At 61.5% G+C, this 24353-nt stretch carries 6 protein-coding genes; all 6 read left to right on the top strand.

Annotation, left to right across the window (positions count from 1 at the left end):
* Nucleotides 1-266: 266 nt before the first annotated feature.
* The 6 genes from C7S18_RS02600 to C7S18_RS02625 all read left to right on the top strand — a co-directional run bounded on the left by C7S18_RS02600 (nucleotide 267) and on the right by C7S18_RS02625 (nucleotide 24270).
* Nucleotides 267-13436 carry a carboxypeptidase-like regulatory domain-containing protein gene (locus tag C7S18_RS02600; protein ID WP_170113064.1) on the top strand — a complete coding sequence of 4390 codons (13170 nt, stop codon included), beginning with the start codon at nucleotides 267-269 and terminating at the stop codon, nucleotides 13434-13436.
* Nucleotides 13433-13924: a hypothetical protein gene (locus tag C7S18_RS02605; RefSeq protein WP_106890078.1), complete on the top strand. Its 492-nt coding sequence runs from the start codon at nucleotides 13433-13435 to the stop codon at nucleotides 13922-13924. The genes C7S18_RS02600 and C7S18_RS02605 overlap by 4 nt, the downstream gene beginning before the upstream one ends.
* Complete coding sequence (locus C7S18_RS02610) at nucleotides 13912-18504, top strand: hypothetical protein (RefSeq protein ID WP_146151725.1); 4593 nt, start codon at nucleotides 13912-13914, stop codon at nucleotides 18502-18504. The genes C7S18_RS02605 and C7S18_RS02610 overlap by 13 nt, the downstream gene beginning before the upstream one ends.
* Before the next feature lie 12 nt (nucleotides 18505-18516).
* Entirely contained in the window at nucleotides 18517-19584 is a 1068-nt protein-coding gene (locus C7S18_RS02615; protein ID WP_106890080.1) for a hypothetical protein, read from the top strand.
* A gap of 80 nt (nucleotides 19585-19664) precedes the next feature.
* Complete coding sequence (locus C7S18_RS02620; RefSeq protein ID WP_106890081.1) at nucleotides 19665-20249, top strand: DsbA family protein; 585 nt, start codon at nucleotides 19665-19667, stop codon at nucleotides 20247-20249.
* Nucleotides 20250-20268: 19 nt separating this feature from the next.
* Complete coding sequence (locus C7S18_RS02625) at nucleotides 20269-24270, top strand: carboxypeptidase regulatory-like domain-containing protein (protein WP_170113065.1); 4002 nt, start codon at nucleotides 20269-20271, stop codon at nucleotides 24268-24270.
* Nucleotides 24271-24353 lie beyond the last annotated feature (83 nt).

The raw sequence follows: 24353 nt of genomic DNA on the forward strand, positions 1-24353 counted from the left end.
GCCGATCGCGCTAGTCGGCAATTTTGAATTGACGGCTCTCCCCGAAACTTGAAATCATCATGTAACAAACATTCATGATCGTTGCGCCGGCCTTTTCCGAGTAAATAAAGGCAGTGGCGCAGAACCTTAGTTTTTGAGCAGTCGCAATCCTCCAGTGACGGTGTCTGACCGTCCTACCAGCTTGGGGGCCCCGAACATGGCGCGCGCCTTCGCCAGGAGGCATGGGTCTGTTTGCGGTCGACCGGGCGCAACCCAAAGGCGTTCGAATGACAAGTGCACGGAATCAACAACTGCTCGAACGGCCCTATGTGTCGCTGCCCGTATGCGCAGTAAAGCCCCGGCACCCGATCTGGGTTGGGGCGCTTCGGCTGCTGGCGCTGCTCGGGTTGCTTCTGGCGCTGTCAGCGCCGTTGGCAGCGCAGGTTGGCGCACCGCCGTCAGGCGCGTCGTGCATCGTCAGCGCAGGCAATCGAAATGCGCCCCTGGCAGCAGATGGCTCCTACACGATTTTCGGCATTCCGGGAAATCTGGGTGCCATACGTGCCCGAGCCACCTGTTCGGACGGCAGTGTGGGCCAGAGCAGTGTCGGTTTCACGAATCCGTTCCAGCCGGACACGATTCCGTTGGGGCCGATCGTCTTTGGCAGCATCGACCCCGTCCCGGTCGCCGTGACGCTCAATGCCGAGAACCGTTACTTGACGACCGGTCAGACCGCGCAGCTGAGCGCGACTGCCGTCGCGTTGGACGGAAGCACCTATGACGTAACACCGCGTAGCCAAGGCACGGTGTATTCCATTTCCAACGACTTGCTGGCCACCGTCAGTGAGAACGGGCTGGTACAGATCTATCCGCAGTTTGCGCCCGGTTCGTCCAGCCGCGTGGTGGTCAGTTCCATCAGCGAAGGCGGGGTGGCATCGACCTACATGTTTGTGTTGGGGCCGCGCGGCATTCTTACCGGCACGGTATTCGCGAGCGATGGCGTGACGCCGATCCAAGGCGCGGAAGTCAGCGTGTTGCGGATACAACCCATGGAGCAAGCGGGGACTGCCCTGACCGACGCACAGGGGCGGTTTCGGCTCGAAGGTGTGAATGCCGGCAACTTTGTGGTGTCGGCGATTTCGCCAGCGACTGGTGATCGCGCGATCGGCTATGCGCAGATTGCCACCGAAGGTGAAGTGGCCGACCTGGCGCTGCGACTGAACGGCCTCGGGACGGTTGAGGTCACGGTGCTCGATGCACAAGATCTGCCCGTTCCGAACACGGAAGTGACGTTCACGGCGCTCGGCGCATACCGCGACGTGCGTGCGCTGTCGACCGGCGCGAATGGCATGGTTGGATTCGCCAACGTCGCGGCGGGCGACTTTACCGTTTCCGCGCGCCAACCGGCCACGCGGCTGATCGGAACAACGGTCTCTGCCGTGGCGCCAGGCCAGCTGCAATCGATCATTCTGAAGCTGCAACCGATTGGCGACATCCGTGGCCGCGTGTTGGACGTTGACGGCGTGACGCCACGCGCTGGCGTGCAAGTACGGATCATCAGCAGGCAACGAGGCATCCTGACTCAGATGCTGAGCCGCAGTGACGGCAGTTTTGCGTTCGATACGTTGCCGATCGCCGACAGCCCCTACACGCTTGACGCCTTTGTCGACGGACGGCTGCGCGCCCGTCTCCCAGGCAACGTTCTGGCACAGCCGAACGAGATCCTGAATCGCGACATCGTGCTGGCGCCAAGTGGTGTGGTGCGTGGAGAAGTCCGGCGCGGTGCCGGCCTGGTTGCCGATGCAGCGCTTCGTCTGCAATCGCTGGAGGGGTTGCGGCTCAGCTTCGAAACACGCGCCGGTCCTGACGGCCGATTCCGCTTCCCAGCCGTTCCCGTGGGTGACTACGAATTGACCGCAACCGCCCCGAACGGCCAGACCGCGCGCGTTCTGGGTCGCGTCGATTCCGACAGCCAAGAGGTCGTACAAGACGTCGTGATCGCCGACGACACGCTGGCCGGCACCGTCTTTCTGCGCGATGGCGTGACGCCGGTGGGTGCTGGCATCAAAGTGTATTTGGCGCGCAAAGCGCTGGGCGCGCGCTACACCTACGAGAATGCTCCGGTCAGCGATGGCGTGTTGGTCACCGAGACCGATGCTCAGGGACGATTCGGTTTCTTGGTTCAGCAGACCAGCGCCTACTATGTGCAGGCCGAACAGGACTTGGAGCGCGGCCGCTCAGAAGCAACCGTGATCAACCTCAATCCAGCGCAACCGCTCGAGACGCGCGTGGTGTTCCTGGCGAAAGGAACGGTGCGCGGTGTAGTTCGGAATGTCGCAGGCACGGTGCAGTCGAACGCGTTGGTCAATGTTCGCAGCGAAGGCGCGTTCACGTTGGATCGCAGCACGCACACGGCGCCCGATGGGTCGTATCAGATCGACGGCGTGTTTGTGGGCGATCTGAGCGCGTTTGCGCGCAATGAAGTGACCCAGTTGTCAGGTGTCAGCCAGGGGCGGCTCAACGCCGAGGGCGATGTTGCCGTTCTCGATGTCACCCTGGCTGCGACCGCGAGCGTTCACGGCCTGGTCTTGAATCGACAGGGTCAAGCGGTCACCGGAGGAGTCCGAGTCACGCTGCGACGGGACGGCCAGCCGCTGAAGACTGAGGATTTTCCGAATGCCAACTATGAATTCACGCTGGTTCCGGCGGGCTTGATCGAGATCGAGGCCGAGTCGATCAGTACCGGCGACCGCGGTCTGGCCACGACCCGAATTGCCGGCGCGGGCGATGACCGACTCCTCAACGTCACGCTGATTGGACAAGGCAATCTTGCGATTCATCTGGTCGACGAACTCGGCAACCCGGTTGTGGGTGCCCGCGTGTCTGCTGCCAATGCAAGACCGTTCCCGCTGCGCCGTGAAGGCATCAGTGACGCACAGGGCAACGTGCTCTTGGAACGTCTGTTTGCGGGGGATTACACGGTGTCGGCCAGCAAGATACTGACGCTCGGGACGCTGTCTGGCTCGGCCAATGGCACCTTGCTTGCCAACGCCACGGATTCGGTCACGATCACGATGCAAAACTTGGTGCTCGGCGCAATCGAGGGGCAATTGCTGATGCCCGACGGCGTCACGCCGGCCGGTGCGGGGATGGTGATTCGGATGTTGCCCGAGCCGTTCCTGGACGCGTTCGTCACGACGACCGACGCAGACGGCCGCTATCACTTCGATCAAGTGCCAGCAGGCTCCTACACGATCGATGCCTTGCGCTTCTACACACCGACGTTGTGTCCGCGGCAGGACCGCGTACGGGCGCGTGCCAACAATGTGACCGTAAGTACTCAGGATGAGGTGGTCACCGCCAATCTCATCCTGATCGGCCAAGGTCAGGTCCGCGGTCAGATCACGCTTGCCAACGCAACGCCCATTGCCGGCGCCCAGGTGACACTCACCAATCCGGATACGGTTTATGGCTCCAATGTGACGTGTAACGGCAATCGGACTTTCGTGGTCAGCACCAACAGCAATGGCGATTATCAGTTTGACGATGCCCCGCCGGGCAACTTCACGCTGGACGTGAGTGTTGCCAACGGCAACCTAATGGCTGAGGGCTTTGGTCGCGTCCGCTTTGATGGCGACATCGTCACGGTCGATCTGCAACTGGTCGACAGTGCAATCACCATGCCGAAGACTTTGTATGACGCCAACGGCTTTGCGTTCGACGTTCAAGGCTATGGCGGCATCGGTACCGGCACCAACACGGTATTTGCCGGGTCTGGTCCCGACAATGGCGGCATGCGCCTGGAACTCGTCAAGAATGGCGTGGCGGTCCCGTTCGTCAATGGCGATGGCACGATCGGTCGGCTGGGCCGCAATGGTCAGCAGATCGACGTCGATGACCTGACCGCCTCCGGGCTGATGGTGCGCCGCGAGACCTACGTGCCGCGATCTGGTTACTTTGCGCGGTATATCGAGGTTCTCCGCAATCAAAGCAATGATCCGATCACGGTCGATGTGCTGGTGAAGTCGCACCATCGCGCGGCGCAGTCGAATCCGCGCGTGGTCGACACATCGGATGGCGATCAGATTCTGAACGTATCGGCCGGCCAGGCTCGCGATCGCTGGGTCGTCATTGACGATCAGGTCGACTCCGATCCGTTCGTCAACACTGGCTCAATTCCGGCAACCATTCACTTGTTCGATGGCGATGGTGCCGCGACGCAAGTGGCTCAGGCCAGCTACGAACTGATCGGACAGACCGGGCGGCTGACCTATCGCTGGAACCAGATCACGGTGCCGGCCGGTGGCGAAGTCAGGCTGATGCATTTTGCCCTGAACCAGTTGAATCGATTCAGCGCGCGGGCCGCAGCCATGCGCTTGGCGTCGCTGCCGCCAGAAATGCTTGAGTACCTCAGTTCGGAAGAGAAGCTGAGCGTGCTGAATTTTGTGCTGCCGGAGACCTCGGTCGTCGCGCCGCTGCCGAATCTCGATGCTGGCAGTGTGTCCGGTAGCGTGTTCAGTGGTGATGGCGTCACGCCGATCGCGGGCGCTGAAGTGCGGTTCCAGAGCAAGCACCCGCTGTTTGGTCGAATTCGCTTCAAGACCAGCAACGCCCAAGGGCAATTCGAATACCGTTCAACGCTCGATGGAACCGCCCAGAACTACGTCATTCCAGTGTTCGGCTTCGATCTGTCGGCCCGTTACCCGATCACGCTGGCGCAGACTGCGGTCGCGCCGGGCGACTTCGCCGCTGAGCAGACCGCGACGCAGCAGGATCTGATCATGGTTGGCCATGGCGATGTTCTTGGCACTGTCAAACGCCACAACCAATCTGCTTTGGCTGCAGCAAGCGTCAAACTGTGCCGTCTGAACGATCGATTCGCGTGCACCGACACACCGCCGAACCCCTCGAATCAGACGCTGAGCGCCGCTGACGGCGGCTACCTGCTCGTGGCGAATCCACCGCGGCACTACTTCCTGTTCGGTCAAAAGAGCCATCCGCAAAATCCGCGCCATGTCACTGCCCGACCGATCTATGGCCAGGGACAGGTGACTGTGACCGCCGGCGACCGGGAAGTAGCCGACATCGTGATGGAGGAAACCGGCTCGATTGCGGGCATCGTGCGTGGCGCGGATGGCACCCCGATTGTCGATGCGTATGTCGAGATCTTGCCCACCGCAAGCGCCCAACCATGGCGCGGCACACGTACCGATACGTCCGGACACTATCGCTTCTTTGATGTGCCCCTGGGCGACTTTGTCGTGAAGGCCGAGGACGAGTCGAGCAACGCCTATGGCACGGCCAGTGCGACCGTGACGGTCGATCTGGAAACCACGGCCGACATCATGCTCCGGCCGTTTGGCTTGGCGCGGGTGCTGGTCAATCATGCTCGCGGCATCCCCGCGAACGGCGCCACGGTCTACTTTGGTTCGATCACTGTGGCCGCTACGGACAGCAATGGTCGCGTCAACATTCAGGCTCCGGAAGGCGCCCATCAGATTGTGGCCAAGCACCCTGAGGGCGGTCATAGTGATCTCGACGGTCATGCCACGGCGACCATATCGACTCCAGGTGAGCAGATCGATGTGGTGGTCACGCTCGGTTCGGCGGGCGCCGTGTTCGGGACGATCGTACGTCCCGACAACAGCACGCTGGCCGGTGGGTTCCCTTATCAGATTCGTCGCCTCAGTGGCGGGAGTTCGGCTAATCGCTCCGGCAGCACGAGCGCGGCAGGCGGCTTCCGGCAGAGTGGCCTGCCCCTCGGCCAATATTTGCTGACGGCCTATGATGCCGGTCAGGACCGCTATATCGACGCCGAGTTCGAGCTCAGCGCCGATGGCCAAGAAGTGGAACTGAATCTGGTGCTGCTCGAGAACCGCATTGCGTTGCCGGCCGATCTGCGTGATGCCAACCGCTTCCGCTTCGATGTGCAATACAGTGGCGGGATCGCAGTCGGTAGCGGCAATTTCAATGGTGGTGCCGCCCGCCTCAGTGTCAACGGGAGCGCCTATACTGGTGAAACCAGTGCGCGTCTGGAAGCGGATCGCCGACAGTTTCTGATTGCACAACCGGCGCTCATGGACGGACTCAAAGTGTCGCGTCGAATCTACGTGCCTCGTGGCGCATACTTCGCGCGTTACCTGGAGATCATCGAAAACCCGGGGGTCGACACACGCACCGTGGCCGTCTCGCTGAAGCATCGCCTGGCCTCGGGCACCGTCCTTGCGACCTCGAGTGGCGATACGACGATTGGTACCGACGATCGTTGGATCGGAATCGACGACGGCACCGACGAAGATATCTTGCTCGATCATTTCCAAATCGCACCGACGGGATTCTTGTTCAAATCGGCAGATGGCACGCAGACCCCGGACCAGGTCAGTGAGGCCATGGTCAGCGGTCGCCGCGAAATCAGTGTCAATTGGAACACTCTGACAGTGCCCGCTGGTGGCCGCGTGGTGCTGATGCACTTCATCGTCCAGCAAATCAATCGGGCCGGTCTCGATGCCGCTCTTGAGCGCCTGCAACAATTGCCGCCCGAGGCGCTGAATGATCTTGGTACCGAAGATCGCCTTGGGATCGCGAACTTCGTGATGCCGCCACCTGGCACTGAGACGGTGCCGCCTCTGCCGAGCTTGACCGCCTCCGTCAATGGCCGCGTCTACGAAGGTGATGCTCGCACGCCAGTGCGCAACGTACGCGTCACGGTGCAATCGACGCACCCGTTGTTCAATCGCATCTGGGGCAAAGCCCGTGACCCGTCGCCGGACTGCCCACCGGGCACCATTGTGCCGAGTCTCAATTCTGTTGCGACGGTGCCACCGAACCAACAGAACCCGCCGGCATTGGGCAGCTATTCGCTCGCTGGGCAGCTGACCGCCAACGATTCGATCGCCTTGCCCGCTGGCGTGCCGGTGCGCCTGACCGCCCAGGAAGCTACCGCCTGTTTCAGTGTCTATTCCGGACACTCCTGGACGAATGTGCCGTCGCGGGTCGAGAACCCGACGCCGAGCGCGACTCAGGATCTGATATTCGACACGGGTGTGTTGACTGGTACTGCCATCGGTGCCCCTGATCTCTCGGTCACTTCCGGGCGGATGTATTTGTCGATCGACGACCCCGATCCCTTGGTGTCGCGATACATCCCGATTGCTGCCGACGGCACCTGGACGTACCCCGGATTGCTGGCGGGCTCGTATGACGTGCTGTTTGATACGCGCCATCCGAACGGCACGGGCAATGACATCCTGCGTGGGCATGTCGCTGCCGCCGCCGTCAACGTGGGCCAGATTCTGGTACAGGACGTCAATTTGCAGCCGACCGGTCGCGTCGAAGGTGCGATCGTCAGTGCAACCGGTGAGCAATCGGTGGCAGCGCGGGTGATCTTGAATGGCGCCGCTGCGGATCAAGTCTATGACCGCTGCGCGACGGGCTGTGACCCGGCGACGCTGACCAAGCACAAGGGCAAGCGCCTCGTCAGTCGCGAAGTGCTGACTGACAGCCTTGGTCGCTATCAGTTCTCGGCCGTCCCGCCTGGGCAATATACGCTGACGGTCATCGATCCGATCTCAGACGGACGCAGCACGCGATCGTTGTCGGTGTCGGCCAATCAGACCGCGGTCCAGAACGTTACGCTGCTACCGCTAGGCCGCGCCGAACTGGTCGTTTTGAGTCGAAACGGTCAGCCAGTTGTCGATGCCTTTGTGTATCTCCAATCAGATGCACAAGGATTCGAGAAGGTCGTCGGCCGTACCGATTTCCTGGGCCGCTTGACGGTGGCCAACATCGCGGCGAGCAATTACCGTTTGCGCGTTACCGATCCTCGCAATGGCAACCTCCGCTATTTGGATCGCACCGTGAATGGCACCATCAGCCTGCAAGGGCAGGTTGATCCGCAGACCGTGTCAATGCTGGCCGTTGCCAACTTGAATATCACGGTGATCAATGGTGCGGTCGGCAGCGTCGGTATTCCAGGCGCCTTGGTGCGCTTGACCGATGCGCGCGGCAACTTGAGTTTGAATAGCACCAATGCGCAAGGACAAACATCGGCAACGTTTGTACCCGAAGGCACACCGCTGATCCATGCTGCTGCTGAAATCGCCGGCGTCACGCGCGAGGGTGAGCTGCCGGTCACCATCGGCGCGGCCGAAGACAATCAAACGTTGTCGGTTGTGGTCAATCTGGCCGAGGCGCTGATTCCGCTGCCGAACTCGTTCCGGGATGCCAATCGTGCCTACTATTACGTGCAGCCTGATGGTGCTGGAACCTACCAGCCAGCACTGCGCATCTCCGGTACCGCTTTTGTTGGTGCGACCAATGCCGCAAGGCAGTTGCAGCAACGGCAGTTTGTGATCTCCCAGGCCAACCCGATTGCGGGGCTCAAGGTTACGCGTAAGATTTTTGTGCCACTGAACGGCTATTTTGCCCGCTATCTCGAAATCCTGGAAAACGAGGGCAGTAATCCTGTTTCGGTGGATGTCGAAGTGACCACGCCGCGCCAATACGATCGCTGGATCTACGAGACCAGCAGTGGCGATGACCAAGTCAATAACGACACATGGCTGACTTGGACGCAGGGATTCAGCAACGACTATCCGACTGACGGGGCACTTTATGCCGATGCACCGGAACGTGCGCCGCTTCTCGATCAAGTCGAAGACAATGGCGCCACCAGTTTGCGTGCACGCTGGAACAACGTCGTCGTACCGGCCGGCGGCCGCCGGATCGTCATGCATTTCCTGGCCATGCAGTATGGGCAAAGCGCGGCGCGCGAGTCTGTGCTCCGGCTCCAGCAGCTGCCGCCGGAGGCATTGGATGGACTGCTCTCGGAAACGCCCGGCGCGATCCTGAATTTCGCAGTGCCAAGTGACGCCAGCAGTGGCGTGCCAGCTTTGCCAAGCCTGCTTGGCCGGGTTCGCGGCGTCTTGCGTGAAGGCGATGGGTCAGCCATAGCCAACACCAATGTCACGATACAAAGTCAGCATCCGTTGTTCGTCCGGAAGTGGAGTTATTCGACCGTCTTAGGCTTGCGTACCGACGGCGACGGGCACTTTGCGATGGATGGCTATCTGGATGGCGATACCGGCGGCCTGCCGCTGCCAATCGATGCCCCCGTCACGCTGACCGCGCAGCACCCACAGGCCGTGAACCTGAGCGCGACGGCGACTGGGAATTTTGTGGCCGACCTCGCCGAGCAAGATCTCGTATTCGAGTCCGCGGTCGTGCACGGTGTGGTCACCGGCGCCTTCCAGGTCCCGAGTTACACGGGCTCCGTAGTCATTCAGGGGGCTGCATCCGGTTCGATGAGCAGCGATGGGTCGTATCGAATTGGCGGCGTGCGCGCCGGAACTTGGAGTATCAGGGCGACCCTGGTGCATCAGGACGGCGACGACTTGGTCGCCTTCGTGAACGGCGTTGTTGTGGCTGCCGGGACGAGCCAGCGGCTCGATATCGCGCTGCCACCGAATGGTGCGGTTCGCGGTGTGATTCGTTCGGCCACGGGTGTGCCGTTGGCATCGGCAACGGTGCGTCTGCAGTTGCCTGGAATGAATCGCGTCGTCGTCACCGATAGCGACGGCGAATATCAATTCAATGGTGCTCTGGCGACAACGGGCACGATTGCCGTCGTTGATCCGCGTTCGCAGGCTATTACAACCCAGCCACTCACGATCAATGCCAACCAGGAAACGGTGCTCGACTTTGCGCTGCCATCGGTTGGCACCGTGAACGTTGCGCTGGCTTATGCTCGGGGTGCTCCGGCGGCCAACGTTGCGGTCTACCTGTCGGCGCCATCGATTCAAGGTCGCGTGCTGATCGGGTACACCAATGCGCAAGGTCAGGTTTCGGCGACGGCTCCGGTGGGCAATCTGACCGTCGAGGCCGACCATCCGCAGACCTTCGAACGCGCCAGTGCCAGCGGCGCACTGCAGCAAGACGGCGAGACACTGGCCTTGCCGCTGACACTGCCTCCGGCGGCGCGCGTCCAGGCAAACGTGGTGCGTGCGGGCCTCGCCGTGCCGGGCGCCACCGTCCTGATCCGTCGCGCGAATGGGGTCAATAACGTGCTGTCCAATGGCAATACCAACAGTGTGGGACAGTTTCAGAGCGGCTGGCTGCGCGCAGACGAACTGTTGCTGCTGGCAGCGGGTGCCCCGGATGCGGCACAAGCCCGCACGCGGATAGACGCCAGCAATGACGGCACCACGATCGCGGTACCGATGACGCTCAGCACCGAAGGGTCGTCGAGCGGCGTGCTCGCGTTTGACGGCGAACGTCATCTGCATGCGGTCACGCTCACGGCAGGCGAACGTTTGTCCTTGGCCGCGATTGGCACAGCAATTGGTGCCGAGCCCGCTATCTGCGGTGTCCGGGTGGTTGTCTATGGTCCGAACCGAAACCGCATTGCCGAAGGCGTTGGCTTGGGGCCCAATAACTACACGCAGGCCAATTACATTGGTGACCTTCGGAACATCGTTGCCAGCACTAGCGGTCAATACCTGATTCGCGTCATTCGGGAATACAGCTACTGTCCGCTTGGCGGATACCAGTTGCTCGGCTATGGCGACGCCGCGCCCATCAGCATTGATCGAAGCGTTGGCACGGCGCGCGTTGAAGGCCGAGTGCTGCGCGCCGACGGGGTGACGCCGATAGCGGATGCCATCGTCCGCTTGCGTACGTTCAGCACGCCTGATCGCTACGAGCAAGTTCGTGCCGATGCGGCGGGGCAGTTCGCATTCGATCATCTCGAAGTCGGCGGTTTCGAGCTCGCCTATTGGACAGATGCCGCGAGCGGACCGGTGGTCGTCGCCAATGCTTACGTGAATAACCCCGGCGATGTCGTGATCCAGAACCTGACCGTTTCCCCCACGACCACTGTGAATGTCACGGTGCTGGAAGGTGGTAACCCCTTGCCCTACGCGCAGGTCCTGTTCACCAGTTCGTCCGTCTACGTGGTGCGCAATGCCAATCAGCAGGGTCAAGTCAGCTATTCGTATCGCGGTAGCAGCGATCTGACTGTGTTGGCGATGCACCCGAACTACAGCGCCGTGAAAGCCAGCACGATCGTGACGGCAGCGGATGGGCAAGTCCGGGATGTGACGCTCGACCTGGCTCACGGCGGCGTTGCCGGTACCGTTCGCGATTCCGGCGGCACTGCGGTGGCCAACGTCCAGATCGAAGCCTTCCTGGGCAACGAGTATCTGGCCTTTGCGCAGTCCGATGAGTTCGGTGCATACAGCTTCCCGCAATTGGTCGCTGGGGCATCGATTCAGATTCGCGCGCGCGATCCGGTCAACTACTCGCAATCCGTGGAACAGGTCACGCTGGTCAGCGGAACGACGGTACAGCGCGACTTGATCTTGCCTGCGCATGCCAACATCCAGCTCCAGGTTGTGGATCAAGACGGACATCCGGTGCCGAATGCGACCAACTTTACGGAGTTCGAAATCCTGATTGGTTCGGGCAACGTCACAACCTACGCTTACGGCTCTACCGATTCGAGCGGCGCGCGTCTGATCGAAGGGCTGCCTGTGGGCCGACCGATTCGGGTCGTGGCCGAGTACTACTCAGGTGGCGGCGCCGTTGCTGGCGAGACTCCGAAGGGTGAAGGGGGCGGTGGCTATGTTCAGGCCGAGACGACCGTGACTCTGGACACCGCTGGGCAAGTGCTGCCTGTGGAACTCGTGCTCACGCTGCCAGAAGTGACCCGACTGATCGCCGATATCACCGCCGCCGACAGTCAGCCGATCGACCAGTACTGCGAGCTCTACCTCGAGTCCGGCAATGGCAACAACGCCTACGGCTATTGCGATGACGGGTTGGTCCTGACTGATGCGCCGAGCGGCGAACAGACCTTGCATCTGCTGATGGGTGGCAACGAAATCTACAGTGGACCCATCACGTTGACCGAAGGCGAAGACAACGCGTTTTCGTACGTGACGTCGGTGCTGCGCGGACAAGTCACGCATCCGGAAGGGGCACCGGTGACCAATGCATGGGTCGAGGTCGAGAACAGTCTCGGCGATACGGTCTACACCGGCACGAACGGTGACGGTCACTATCGCTTCCTCAACGTGCTCCCAGGCGCACTCACCGTTAGGGCGGGCGACAACGACAGCACCCTGCGTATCGAAGCCAGTAGCACCATGCCGACCGCGTCGTCCCTGGTAACACTCGATCTCGTCATGCCACCGTCTGGGTTGGTACAGGGAATCGTGCGCGATGCCGGCGGCAACCCGGTTCCCGACGCACAGATCGTGATTCGCGAAGTGCTGACCGATTCCTATCGATCCGTCTACGCGAATCAGTCTGGTGCGTACGAGATGGCGCGCGTCGCCGTTGGCACGTTCGAGATTTCGGCGATCAAGCCCGGCACGGCCTTGTACGCGGTTGCCGTCGGCGCGCTGACCCAGCACGGTGAGAGCGTGACGATTGACTTGCAATTGCCGGTGCCGGGCTCGGTCAGCGGTGAGGTGCGCGACGATCAGAGTGCTCCGATGTCGTCGCAGTGCGTCGAAATCCGACCCGTGCGTATCGGTGCCGGCCACAGTGATGCCATTGCACAGACGCAGACGGATGCGCTCGGCGCATACAGTTTTGCTGAGGTGACGCCGGGGGATTACATTCTGTCCGCGTTCACCTGTGGACAGCCTGATCAGGGCGCGATGACCCTCGCATCGGTCGCCAGTACGCAAAACGCTACGGTCGCGCTGACGTGGGGCACTGCCCAAAGTTTGCCGCGCGACTTCGCTGATGCGGTCAGTGGTTTGACCGTGTCCCTGTACAACGACGGCAGCATTGGTGCGCGGCAGCCACTGGAATGGCTGAACTTCCCGTTCTACGCGTCGCCCACATTGATCGTGACGCAGCCTGCCATTGGCCCGGTCTGGTATCCGTGGCGTGTACTGGCGTATCCGTTTGACTCCGGCCAGACCTACGAGCTGCCCCCAGCGCGGGCTGGCGATCTGCTGATCGTCCGGAAACTGCATGTGCCGAGTGCCGGTGGCTACGTACGGATTCTCGAAACGGTGACCAATCTCGGCGCTACCAGCATCAGCCCCGAACTGCATATCGAAGGCGAGCATGGCAGTGGGGCGGTGTTGCTGCCTGCGCCGCCAGCGCTACCCAGCGCGTTCGCGGTGCAGGCGACCAATGCGCCGAGTGACTACAACGCGCCAGCAGTCGCCGGCTACGTCTACGCGGGTCCTTCGGCATTGGTTCCGGCTGCTGCCGATTTCGCACCCGGACGGATGGCATTCCGGTATGGCTGGACGCCAACCGTTGCACCTGGCCAGTCGGTGTCGCTCCTGCACTACGTGCTGTTCGGTCAGCCGGGCGATAGCAGCGCCGTCGGGGCAAGAGCCGAGGCACTCAGCACGCTCACCGAGACGAACATGTTTGATGGTCTCAGCCCGGCCGAACGCAGCCGTATTGTCAATTTCCAGGTGCCGACCCCATGAAGACCCATCCCCGATTTGTCCGGATCGTCTGTGGACTGATGCTGTGTCTGGCCGGTGACAGCGCGCTCGCGAATGGCGACCTGCGTCAGCTGTCGGTGCACGGGATGGCTCGCCGTGCCCCAGCGCAGACACTGGGTGCCATGCTGCCAGAACGTGCCCATGTCCTGATATTCGTCGACTTGGGCAGCGCCCAGAGCCTGTCGTTTCTGCAGGTGCTGCGGCGCGATGGATACCCGGGGTACCGGACGACGATTGTGCTGTTGTCTCGGAATGAGTTGGCGGGCGCCGGGGCGATCGATTTGCGCCAATGGCCGGACGCCCAAATCGTTCGTGCCGACCGCGACGCTGCGCGTGCGGCGCTTGGTCTCCAATCCTTTCCGGCCGTGGTCGCTGTTGACGACACGCAAGCGGTTGTCTGGCAGCGTTCGGCGCCCTCGCAACGGCGGTCGCTGGCACTCGTCGCAAAGATGCTGGAATGGCTGCAATGAAGGGTGCGCCAGACCCGGCCACCCGTGATCAGGCATACCGTCGTTTCGGCCATCGACTCTCGGCCTGGTGGCACTTCAGGTTGCAACATGTCGTCATTGTGTGTTGCTGCCTGATCAGTTCGGGATTGGCCAACGCCGGATCGATCGACAGCGCCTTTGCCGATGGTTTTGAAAACCGGATTGCCGGAACCCTGATCGCTGGATCGCAGGAGCCCGCTCCGGGAGCGGTTCGTGCCGCCGACAGCCGGCCGACCATTTCGGCGACATTCATCGCCTTTGCTGGCGCAAACATTCCGGCACTGGAGTTGCTGATTGACGGCCAGGTGGTCGACTCGGTTGTCGTAGGCGCGGACTCGTTTTCGTGGACACCTTCCCAGGCACTTCCAGAAGGCAATCATGTCGTGGAAGTTCGCATCGGCGCACCACCTCAGGCGATCGTGTCGACGTGGACGTTCCGGACCGCTACACCACCCAGAATCTTTGGGATCGTACCGGCATACGAGGTCATCGCACCCGCAACACCCGTTTCAGTGACCGCGCGGTTTGAGGACATTGGAAGTGGCATCGACCCTGCGACTGCGCGGATTCACGTTGATGGGATCGATCAAACCGCAGCCGCGACGATCACACCAGCGGAGCTCACACTGCCCAATCAAGTTTTTGCGGCCGGCGCACACGAATTGTTCATTCAAGTCGATGACTTGGTCGGCAACCGGAGTCAGGTTGAAGTACCGATCGACGCTGGGGTGGCGCCGACACTGACGGCTCTCATGCCAGCGCCAGGCGCGATCTTGACCGCTGGTACCGAGCCGGGCATCGATATCGCCTACGACGGCGCGGGTCTACCCGTCTCGGCAGAAAGCCTTCGGTTGTTTGTCGATGGCACGAACCTCAGTGCCGGGGCTGCACTGGTGCCGGGTTCGGGTCAAGCCGGTCATATCACGCACCCGGCGCTGGAAGGGCTCCAGCCTGGCTTGCATACCGTGTTTGTCGAGATTGCCCAAACTAGCGGCGTCCGCCAGACGCTTGAATGGCAGTTCGAGATTGCCGTGCCGAGGGATGATCACATTGCGTTTGTGTCACCGACGCCCGGCACTGTCAGTGCCGCACCGACGGTCGAGGCCGTGGTTCGTATTGCATCCAATCGCGCCGTGCCCAGAATCGTGTTGGTCGATTCCGTCCCAGCCATACTTCAATCTGCCGACGCAGAAGGCGCGACATTCGTCGCAGAAGTGCCGCTCAGCGATGGTTTGAATACGCTGACCGCCAGTGCCGAATTCGAGGGGCCGGTGACGCTCACAACCGACGTTTCGATCTCGTATGACGCGCCCATCCGGATCGCGCTGGAATCGCCGCAGGATTTCGCTGCATTCGGGCCGATGACGCGTACCGCAGGCGCACCCGGTGCTGCCATCAACTTGAGTGGTGACGTGGCGCGACCGATCGAAATACGGGGCTCACTCAGTGTCCCCGTCACCGAAGTCTGGGTCAATCAGCAGGCTGCGACGGTCGTGAACGACGGTCGCCAGTTTGTCTTTGCGGCATTCTTCCTGCATGAAGGAACCAATCTGCTGACGATCGTTGCCAAAGATGCCCGCGGTCGCGCTGCATCGTTGAGTCGAACTGTTTTCGTTGACCAGACGGCGCCCATCGTCACGATTGAATCGCCGGAAGTGGATGCCACCACATCCAGCGCCACCATCAATGTCCGCGGCGTGGTCAATGACGCCGTCGAACCCGGATTGCTGGCGCCGGAAGTGCGCGTGCGGGTCCAGATAGAAGGCGGCGGCCAGGTCATCGATGCGATGGTCAGTGATCGCTATTACTTTGCGCAGGATCTCCAATTGCAGCCTGGTATGAATCGGATTCTCGTGCAAGCCGAGGATGCGCTTGGGAACATCCGAACCGCGCATACCCGGATTGCCCGCACCATGGTGGGTACCGAACGTCTGGTACTGATCGACGGGGACAGCCAGATGGCGTCCGTCGATACGTTCGCGAGTCGACCACTGACGGTGCAGTGGCTGGACGCCCAGGGTAATCCCCGTGCCGACCAGGACGTGCGCTTCGATGTGACCCGCGGTTCCGGGACAATCAGTGAGACGTCAACGGGCGGCACGAACGTGAATGGCGCCGAGCCGGCGCGCAATCTCAAGATTCGGACCAATGCCGAAGGGCTCGCACAAGTGTGGTTGCGATTAGGCAACGAAGCATCGCCAGCAGGCAACAGTGTGCGAGCGAGCGCCAACGGTGTTCCGGAGGATGTTTACTTCGTCGCAACCGGACTGCGGGGTGTGCCGTTCGCGGTGTTGGCGGACGGTGCCGGCGCCACCCAATATGCCCAGACCGACGCTCAGCCAATTGAAGCGCTGGTAGCCGTCGTTCTGGATGCGCAATACAACCGGATCATCGGAACACCCGTTCGCTTTCGCATCGAGTCGGGCTCGGCGAGATTTCTGCCGCATCCAAACGGAACGGCGCAGCCGAGTCCGGATGGCCAAGAGATCGACGTCCAGACCGACAAGAATGGACTGGCGGCCGTCAGACCCATGATTGGCGCCGCGCCTGGTTTGATCCAGATCTCTGCCGAAGCGGTGATGCTGAATGCGCCGTCAGTCGGTCGTGCCGATTTTCAAATCGTCGCCGAGGCACCGCAGAGCGGCGCCACCGGATTCTCCGGGGTGGTCATGGACCACACTGGCACACCCCTTTCAGATGTTCGCGTCTCGATTACGCGAACCAATCTGACGACGCTGACCGATGCTTTGGGTCGATTTGCATTTGAGTCGGATGTGCCGGCTGGAAAGATCGATTTGCAGCTGGATGGCCGATTGACGCCCGCACCGGCAGGGCAGGAATTTCCGAACCTGCACTTTGAAACCGCCATTGTCCCGGGCCGCATGAACCAGCTGCCGCACGGGATCTATTTGCCGCCCATCAATGCCCAAGCCGCGCAAATCGTTGGCGGTGACGCCGATGTGCGATTGACGATTCCCGGATTTGACGGCTTTGAGCTGCTGGTCAAAAAACACAGTGTGACCTTTCCGGATGGCGCTCGGGAAGGACGTCTGGTGGTGAGCCCGGTCCACAATGATCGCCTGCCCATGGTGCCACCTGGCGGCAGTGCGGCGTTTGGTACCGTGGGTTGGACGATCCAGCCGAGCGGCACGCGATTCGACCCTCCGGCCGAAGTGACGATTCCGAGCCCAGGTGGCATGCGACCTGGTGAAACCGTGCAGATCGTGCAGTGGGACCATGACCTCGCCACGTTTGTGCCAATGGGGCAGGGCACGGTCAGTGAAGATGCCGCGCGCATCACGACGGATCCTGGCGCGGGTATCACGAAGGCAGGCTGGGGCGGCTGTATCGGCCCTGATTGCCCGCCCGATCCCGGGAATCCGAATTGTGGTGAGTTCAACCCGCTCGGTTGCAACGTCAATGCCTGCATGAAGATCGATAGCACCGGATCGGGGTCCGGTTGCCCGCGTTGTGTGCCGAAAGAGCCGCAGGAGGTCAACAATACGCTGCTGATCACCAATCCAGGGCCCGAACTGGGGCCAGCGCCGGAATTGCGTTTCAACGCCGATGACATCACACCAGAGCGACATCTGTTCGATATTGATGTCATCAATCTGGGTAGCGGGCAGTACTTTCTCCAACTCGATTGGTTTGCCGAGAGCGAGACTGAAATCCAAGTCCGATCTGCCAATGCGTTGAAATGCAAATCAGATACCGATCATCAGCCAATGGAACAGGCACATGGTGAGGCGCAGTATCAGCACTTCTACATCCAGCAAACCGGAACGACCGGGGCTGGTTCCTACTTCAAGGCAACCACTGCGCGGTATGGATTTCTGCCGATCACCAATGCGACCGACGCCACCGTGCATGTAACGGCATGCGGTCTGGATGAGGTCGACAAGAATGTTCCCGTCACGTTCCGTCTGGAAAATCCCGGTGCCGCCGCCGTTCGAACCTATCTTGGCCAGATCGAGAGCGATGCCGGCCGCTACGCCATTCTGGACAGCATTGCGTGTCACGAACCGGCATTGCCGCCGAACCCGGCGTACTCGCAGTTCCGCGCCAGCGGCTTGCCGGTGCTGAATGGCACGTTGGACGGCGGCGTTGGCATGTTTCAGATCACGGGTGCGGGCATGAACAACTGCGACACCTTGTGGGATTGGCGTGCCAATGCGCGTGCCGGCCGCGATGTGTTCTTGTCCAAATTGAATTCAGGAATTGTCCGCAACTACCATTTGCAGGAACCCAACGGCCATTCCGGAACCCTTTATCCAAACGTGCCGCTGCAGCAGTGCCTTGCCCGAACGGGGGAAACGTGGTCGGCGATCGCGAGGCCCCTGACCGACGCGCAGAAGCTTCGGGCAGCCCTGAAGTTCTACAATGGCGGGCGAGAATTTGAATGGGTGCTGACCCCAACGCCAGCCGGTCAGGCTGAATCATGCGCGCGTGGCACCTGGGTTGAGAATCCGAGCCGTGTCAGGGCCTGCCAGCTCAACCCGTCACACTCCTCTTGCCACTACGTCGAATCCGTGTTGGCGTGCCCCGCCAGCCATCCTTGAGTATCGCCAGACATGCGTGTCCGTTTGCTTTTTATCCTGCTCATGTTGACCGTGTCAGAGGTGGTCGCTGCGCCCGGGCGCGCCCTGTTCGCGGACGGCACCGTGATTACCTGGGCGCACAGTCCCAATGCCTTTCAAACTTTGGATCGGCGACTGCCTGCCCATCGCGTCGTGGTGGCAGATGTGACTGCGCGACGTGTGTACCTCACGCGCGCCGGGTACGACTATTCGGCGCGTGCCGTCGAGGTGTTCGAAGTCGAGTCGTTGCGGCATGTGGCTACCCTTCCTGGGGTCGAGCGCGTGTTGATCCCGGCCGATCAGCGCGCCGACGTCGTGCTGACGGAATCGATGATCGTGACCGAAGAGACGCTGGAGCCTTACGACCCGGACAATGGGTTTCAAGGGCTGGCGTCCGAGTTCCAGATCGTGGATCGCGAGCGTTTGCAGAATCGTTCTGGCAACCCCGTCCCAAGGAGCGCGTCTGCTGGCTGGTCACCCACCAATTGCGTCAGCAACGGCGCGTTTCTGATCCAGACTTGGGCGCGCCAAGCAGTGTTAGGCCGCTCGGGCTTGCAGGAACGTGATGCAGATGCTGGGATTCCGACTCTGGGATTGCAAGGTTGTTGGCGCAATGGGTTCGCATGGACTAAGACCGACGTCAACCGCTTGTTTGACCCCGGTCAACGCCAGGACGCCAAGGCGGAAATGCCGATCGATGCGCGGGAGAACTGTTCGATGGTCCCCGAGCTTGCCGCAGACATCCTCTGCATTCGGCGCGAACGCGATGGTGCGCCGGCGTTTCGGATTCGCCGTGTGAATCTCGCGAGTGGCGGCAGCGTAGCCGCGATCCTGACCGACCGACAATTTGCGGACGCCGACCTGCTCGACGAAATCGGTGCCTCTGACGATGGCAAGATTCGCTTCTTCCGAGCCATGATGCTCCAGCGCCAGGAGCGGCTGCGGCCTACTGGCGCGATCGTTCGAGTCGATCTGTCGGGATCGGCGCTGATCGTCGAGCGCCTCGACACGTCTGATTGGCCGAGCCTGGACGTCACCTGGATCAGTCAATCGGCGAAATGAATGCTTGGACGTGAGGCGATGACCGCCTTCTGGAGCGCAGCCATGAGGTTGCCGACTTTACTTGTTAGCAGGATGCATTGATGTTTGTTCGGTTGCTTTTGTTGTTGCTTCTCGGCTTGGTTGCCAGCATCGGTCGGGCGCAGTCCCTGACCCCTGACGTGCAGTCACCCGAGGTGGCGGTTGTGGTGTTCTCGTCGTACGCATGCCCGTATTGCGCAGCTTGGGCCAAGGATCTGGATCAGATCGTGCAACAGCATCCAGGACGCGTCGCATTGATGGTGGTGCCCTATCCGTTGGACCCCGATCGCGAGGCCAGAATCATCGCATTTGCCGATGAGGCCGCGCGTCAGGGTGCCTTCCGCTACGTCCATCCGATGCTGTTTGAGTTGGCTTCGGGCCGGCTCAGTGAAGCCGCGTTCCGGACGCGCGCTGAGATGGTTGGGGTCGATTTGCGCGACTTTGATCCGGCACGCGCCGACGCGACCGAATCCCGGAATGCAGCGACTGTGCAAGCGAAAGCCATGGGTGTGAGGGTCGCGCCCACGACGTTCGTCAATGGCATGCGGTTTGAGGGACTGCCGTCGCGCGCCGCTTTTGAGACGGTGGTGCAGAGCGCGCTCATGCAGCAGGAACCAACCGCCTCTGGCCAAAGCCAGCAAAAATGAGTCTGCCATGAGACCGACGATGTTTCGCTTTCTGAACGTGCTGACACTGGTATTGCTTTTCAACACGCCGGTGCGGGCCGAAGAGGCCCTGATCTTTCGTAGTTCCTTCGAGGCACTGCCGAGCGCGCAGATTGAGCTTTCGTCCCGACAACCGATTCCGGACAGCCAAACGGCCCCGAGGCCGGATCTGTGGGTGGGCGCGAACTTCAGTGTGCCAGGGCCCCTGACGCCCGGACTGGTCAGTCTCCGCATTGATGCAAGCGACGTCACTGAGTCCGCTGAAGTCACCGAGTCCGGCATACGATACCTCTGGCCGTCGCCGTTGGCGCTCGGCACGCATCAGGTGCAATTGCGGGTCGGCGCCAGCACCGAGAGCTGGTCGTTTGTCGTGATCGATGGGCCCACACTGAGCGACATCAGTCCCAGTGGCGTTTTGTTGCCGGGTCAGTTTCCATCGCATATTCGTGCGCGCTTCGAGGATGCTGGATCAGACATTGCGACTGCTTCGGCGCGTGTGCTGCTCGACGGCGTTCAGTTGACCGACGTGCAGGTGACGCTGGATGACCCGCGCTCCGGCACGTTGTCGGCAACGCTACCCGATACGCTGGCAGTCGGCGAACACGCCATCACCATCGCGCTGGCTAATGCTGCGGGCGCGCGTACCGAGTTCGCCGGGGCGTTCTCAGTAGACTCGCCGGCGACTTACGACGTGAGCACGCTGTCGCCCCTCCCAGGCGCGATCAGTCTGCAAGACTCCGTGATTTGGCAGGTGCAGGCCGATAGCAATCACGCGGTGGCGGAGTCCCTGCGCTTGGCAAACGGCGATGTTTGGGTTCCCGAGGATTATGCAGCCAGGCCGCGGGTGTTCCGCGTGCCGGTGCGCTTGGCGCCGGGACCGAATGCGCCGACCGCCACGGTCGTGTTCGATGATGGCACCACTCGCGATGTGAGCTTTTCTGCGGTGTATGACGCGGCGCCGGTGGTCTTCATTGACGAGCCCGCGGACTTTGCCAGCTTTGGTCCGCTGGTTGGCCCAGGCGGAGCGACCAATCTCACCGGCACCGCCGCCCGGGCGGTTCGCGTCGCCGGGAGCCTGTCCCGACCGGTTCAGACCGTGACGATCAACCAACAGCTCGCCGAATTAAGTGCCGATCGAACGCACTTTCAGTTTCCAACATTCTTCCTGCACGAAGGGACGAACTTGTTGACCGTCAGCGCCGTCGATGAGTTCGGCCGCACGGGCGTCGCCCAGCGGACGTTGTACGTGGATCAGACGGCGCCGATTCTGAGCGTCGAATCGCCGGCTGAGGGTGCGATCACCGCAAGTGCCAACGTGAGTATCAGAGGCATTGCCAATGATGCGGTGGAAGCTCAAGTCGGAGCCTTGGAGCCGTCCGTGCGGATCACCAATCAGAGCAATGGTGCCTCGGTCCAGGCAACGGTCAGCAATCGCTATTTTCGTGCCACCGAGCTGCCGTTAGCGCTGGGGTTGAACCGTCTCGATGTATCAGCCGAGGATCAGCACGGCAATGTGCGACACCAGACGTTGACGGTGACGCGCATCGCTGGAGGCACGCCACAGCTCGCCATCGTGTCTGGTGACACGCAACGTGCTCCGACCGACGTGGTCTTGGCGGCACCGCTGGTGGTGGCGGCGTTGACTGCCGACGGTAGTCCGCTTACCGACGCGAATGTGCAGTTTGACGTGGTGCGCGGCTCAGGGCTCATTGCGACCGATGCCTCGGTGCCGGAGGCGCAGCCGGGGCAATTGCCGTCCCGACATCTCTCGGTGCAAACGGATGATCAAGGCCTGGCTCAAGTCTGGTTTCGATTGGGCAATGAGGCGGGCGCGTTTGCGCAAGTGATTCGCGCCCGATTGGATGGCGCTCCGGAAGAACAGGTGTTCATGGCGCAAGCCGAGACTGGGGCGGCGGCCTGGGTGCTGGTTCATGGCGCCAGCGGCACGCAATATGTCCAGGCTGGTGCGGAGCCCGTGGAAGCCTTGTCGGCGCTGGTCATTGATGGCGAACGCAACCCGATTGTCGATGCCAGCGTCCGCTTTCTGATCGAGAATGGCGATGCGCAGTTTCGGTCAGCGCCGCCTCACGGCACGATTGGCGACGACGGTCGCAGTCTGACCGTGCAGACCGACAAGAATGGTGTGGCGAGTGTCCGGCCAACGGTTGGCACGGATGCCGACACGGTGCGCGTACGGGCACAGGTGCAAAGCAATGGCGGCTGGTTTGGTGCCGCTGATTTTCAGTTGGTGGTGTTGCCAGCCCGTGATGGGCCGACGGCGTTTTCCGGCGTTGTTTTGGATCACACGGGGCAGCCGTTGCCGGGTGTGCGGGTGTCGATTGGTCGAACGGCTCAGGTCACGACAACGAATGCGGCAGGTAAATTCCGATTCGAAGATCAGGTGCCGGCAGGGAAGATCGACTTGCACGTGGATGGGACCGGTTTGCAAACCGTGCGGAGCGGCCAGCCTTTGCAATATCCCGGCCTGCATTTCGAAGTTCCGGTGATCGCGGGGCAGGAGAATCAGTTGCCGCATGCGATCTATTTGCCGCCCATCAATGTGTCGGCGGCAGCAACGGTGGGGGGCGACGCGGACGTGTCGCTTCGTATTCCCGGAATCGAAGGGTTCGCGATGGTGGTCAAGGCTCATAGCGTCACCTTTCCGGATGGATCGCACACCGGTCCCTTGGTGGTCACGCCGGTTCACGGCGACCGCTTGCCCATGGTGCCGCCGGGCGGATTCGCCACGTTTGGCGCCGTCGCGTGGACGATTCAGCCCACCGGTACGCGATTCGATCCGCCGATCGAGGTTCATTTGCCGAACAGCGCTGGGCTGAAGCCGGGTGAAACCTTGCCGATCGTGCAATGGGATCATGACCTGGCCAGCTTTGTCCCGATGGGGCGTGGCACCGTCGATGAAGCGGGGGCCAGCATCGTCAGTGATGCGGGATCTGGGATTACCAAGGCTGGTTGGGGCGGGGGGCCGCCACCGGTGCCGCCCAATTGCGGCGAAAATCCGCCCCCCAGCTGCCGTGGCGCGACTTGTGGCGGCTGCCCGCAATGTCAGGTTTCGGAGGCCCAGCCTGGGCAGCAATGTCCGGCGTGTCGGCCGGATCTCGCGCAAGCGGGCAAGCAGTGCGGATCGAACTGGTGCCATCGCTGCAAGAGCGGCCGCTGCGGGCCAGATCCCGTCAATTTCCCCACTACCGCGCCTGCTGGGGTGACCGAGGTGACATTTACGGCACCACGGGTCGAGGTTGGCTTTACAACGAACAAGGGCGAGTTCCACGGTCATCGAAACGGCTCGCAACCTGCGGAATGGGATTTCAAGCTGGACGCCTACTGCAATCCCGATGGGCTCTGGCGATTCAAGTTGAAAAAGGCCGAAATCAAGAGCGTGATCGTGCGCCCAAGCTTGCCTGGCTGGCGCGAGTATTCCACCGGCGACATGCTCGGATTCGGGCCAAGCGCGGGCCAGACGCAATGCCAGTTTTACGATTCGGTCGAACGCCAGCTTCGCTATGCCGCGTCGTCGCACTATTACCTGGGCACGGCTTACCATCCCAACAACAATCCGGATATTGTCAATCTGAACGCCGCGGGCTGGAACGCCGTCTGGGTGCCGAATTGGGATACCTGGACGGAAGTGTATGCGCATGAGTCGCTGCACTATCGTCGCTTCAAACGCTACGCTGCCCAGAGTTTTGCGGCGCTGGAGAACTACATTTCGCGTTTGACCCAGCGTGTCGACCGATTCCCGTCCAAGGAAGAGGCTTTGAATTCCGATTTTGTCGTGCAGCAATTCGATCAGATTCTCAATCAGTTTTCGCGGGATATTGGCGACCTGCAAACAAATTCTGGTTTCGGCGACCATGACCCGCCTGATGAATTCTATGCGTGCTCGATGGGCGCCCTGCTGCCAGACCTCACGGCGCTCGACGTCTGGCGGCAATCGGCCAGTTGTCCGCTGCCGAGCCGGCCGCTCGGCGCTTGTCCGAATTGAAGGTGGCGACTATGTGCATGGGTTCAGATCAAGACGATGCCACTGGCAGCAGGCCAGTGCCGACGGCATTTACCAAAGGCGAT

Source organism: Ahniella affigens (assembly GCF_003015185.1).
In the GTDB taxonomy this organism is placed as follows: Bacteria; Pseudomonadota; Gammaproteobacteria; order Xanthomonadales; family Ahniellaceae; genus Ahniella; species Ahniella affigens.

Coding starts and splice junctions, on each gene's coding strand:
- C7S18_RS02600 (WP_170113064.1), top strand. CDS start 267: ATGACAAGTGCACGGAATCAACAACTGCTCGAACGGCCCTATGTGTCG.
- C7S18_RS02605 (WP_106890078.1), top strand. CDS start 13,433: ATGAAGACCCATCCCCGATTTGTCCGGATCGTCTGTGGACTGATGCTG.
- C7S18_RS02610 (WP_146151725.1), top strand. CDS start 13,912: ATGGCTGCAATGAAGGGTGCGCCAGACCCGGCCACCCGTGATCAGGCA.
- C7S18_RS02615 (WP_106890080.1), top strand. CDS start 18,517: ATGCGTGTCCGTTTGCTTTTTATCCTGCTCATGTTGACCGTGTCAGAG.
- C7S18_RS02620 (WP_106890081.1), top strand. CDS start 19,665: ATGTTTGTTCGGTTGCTTTTGTTGTTGCTTCTCGGCTTGGTTGCCAGC.
- C7S18_RS02625 (WP_170113065.1), top strand. CDS start 20,269: ATGTTTCGCTTTCTGAACGTGCTGACACTGGTATTGCTTTTCAACACG.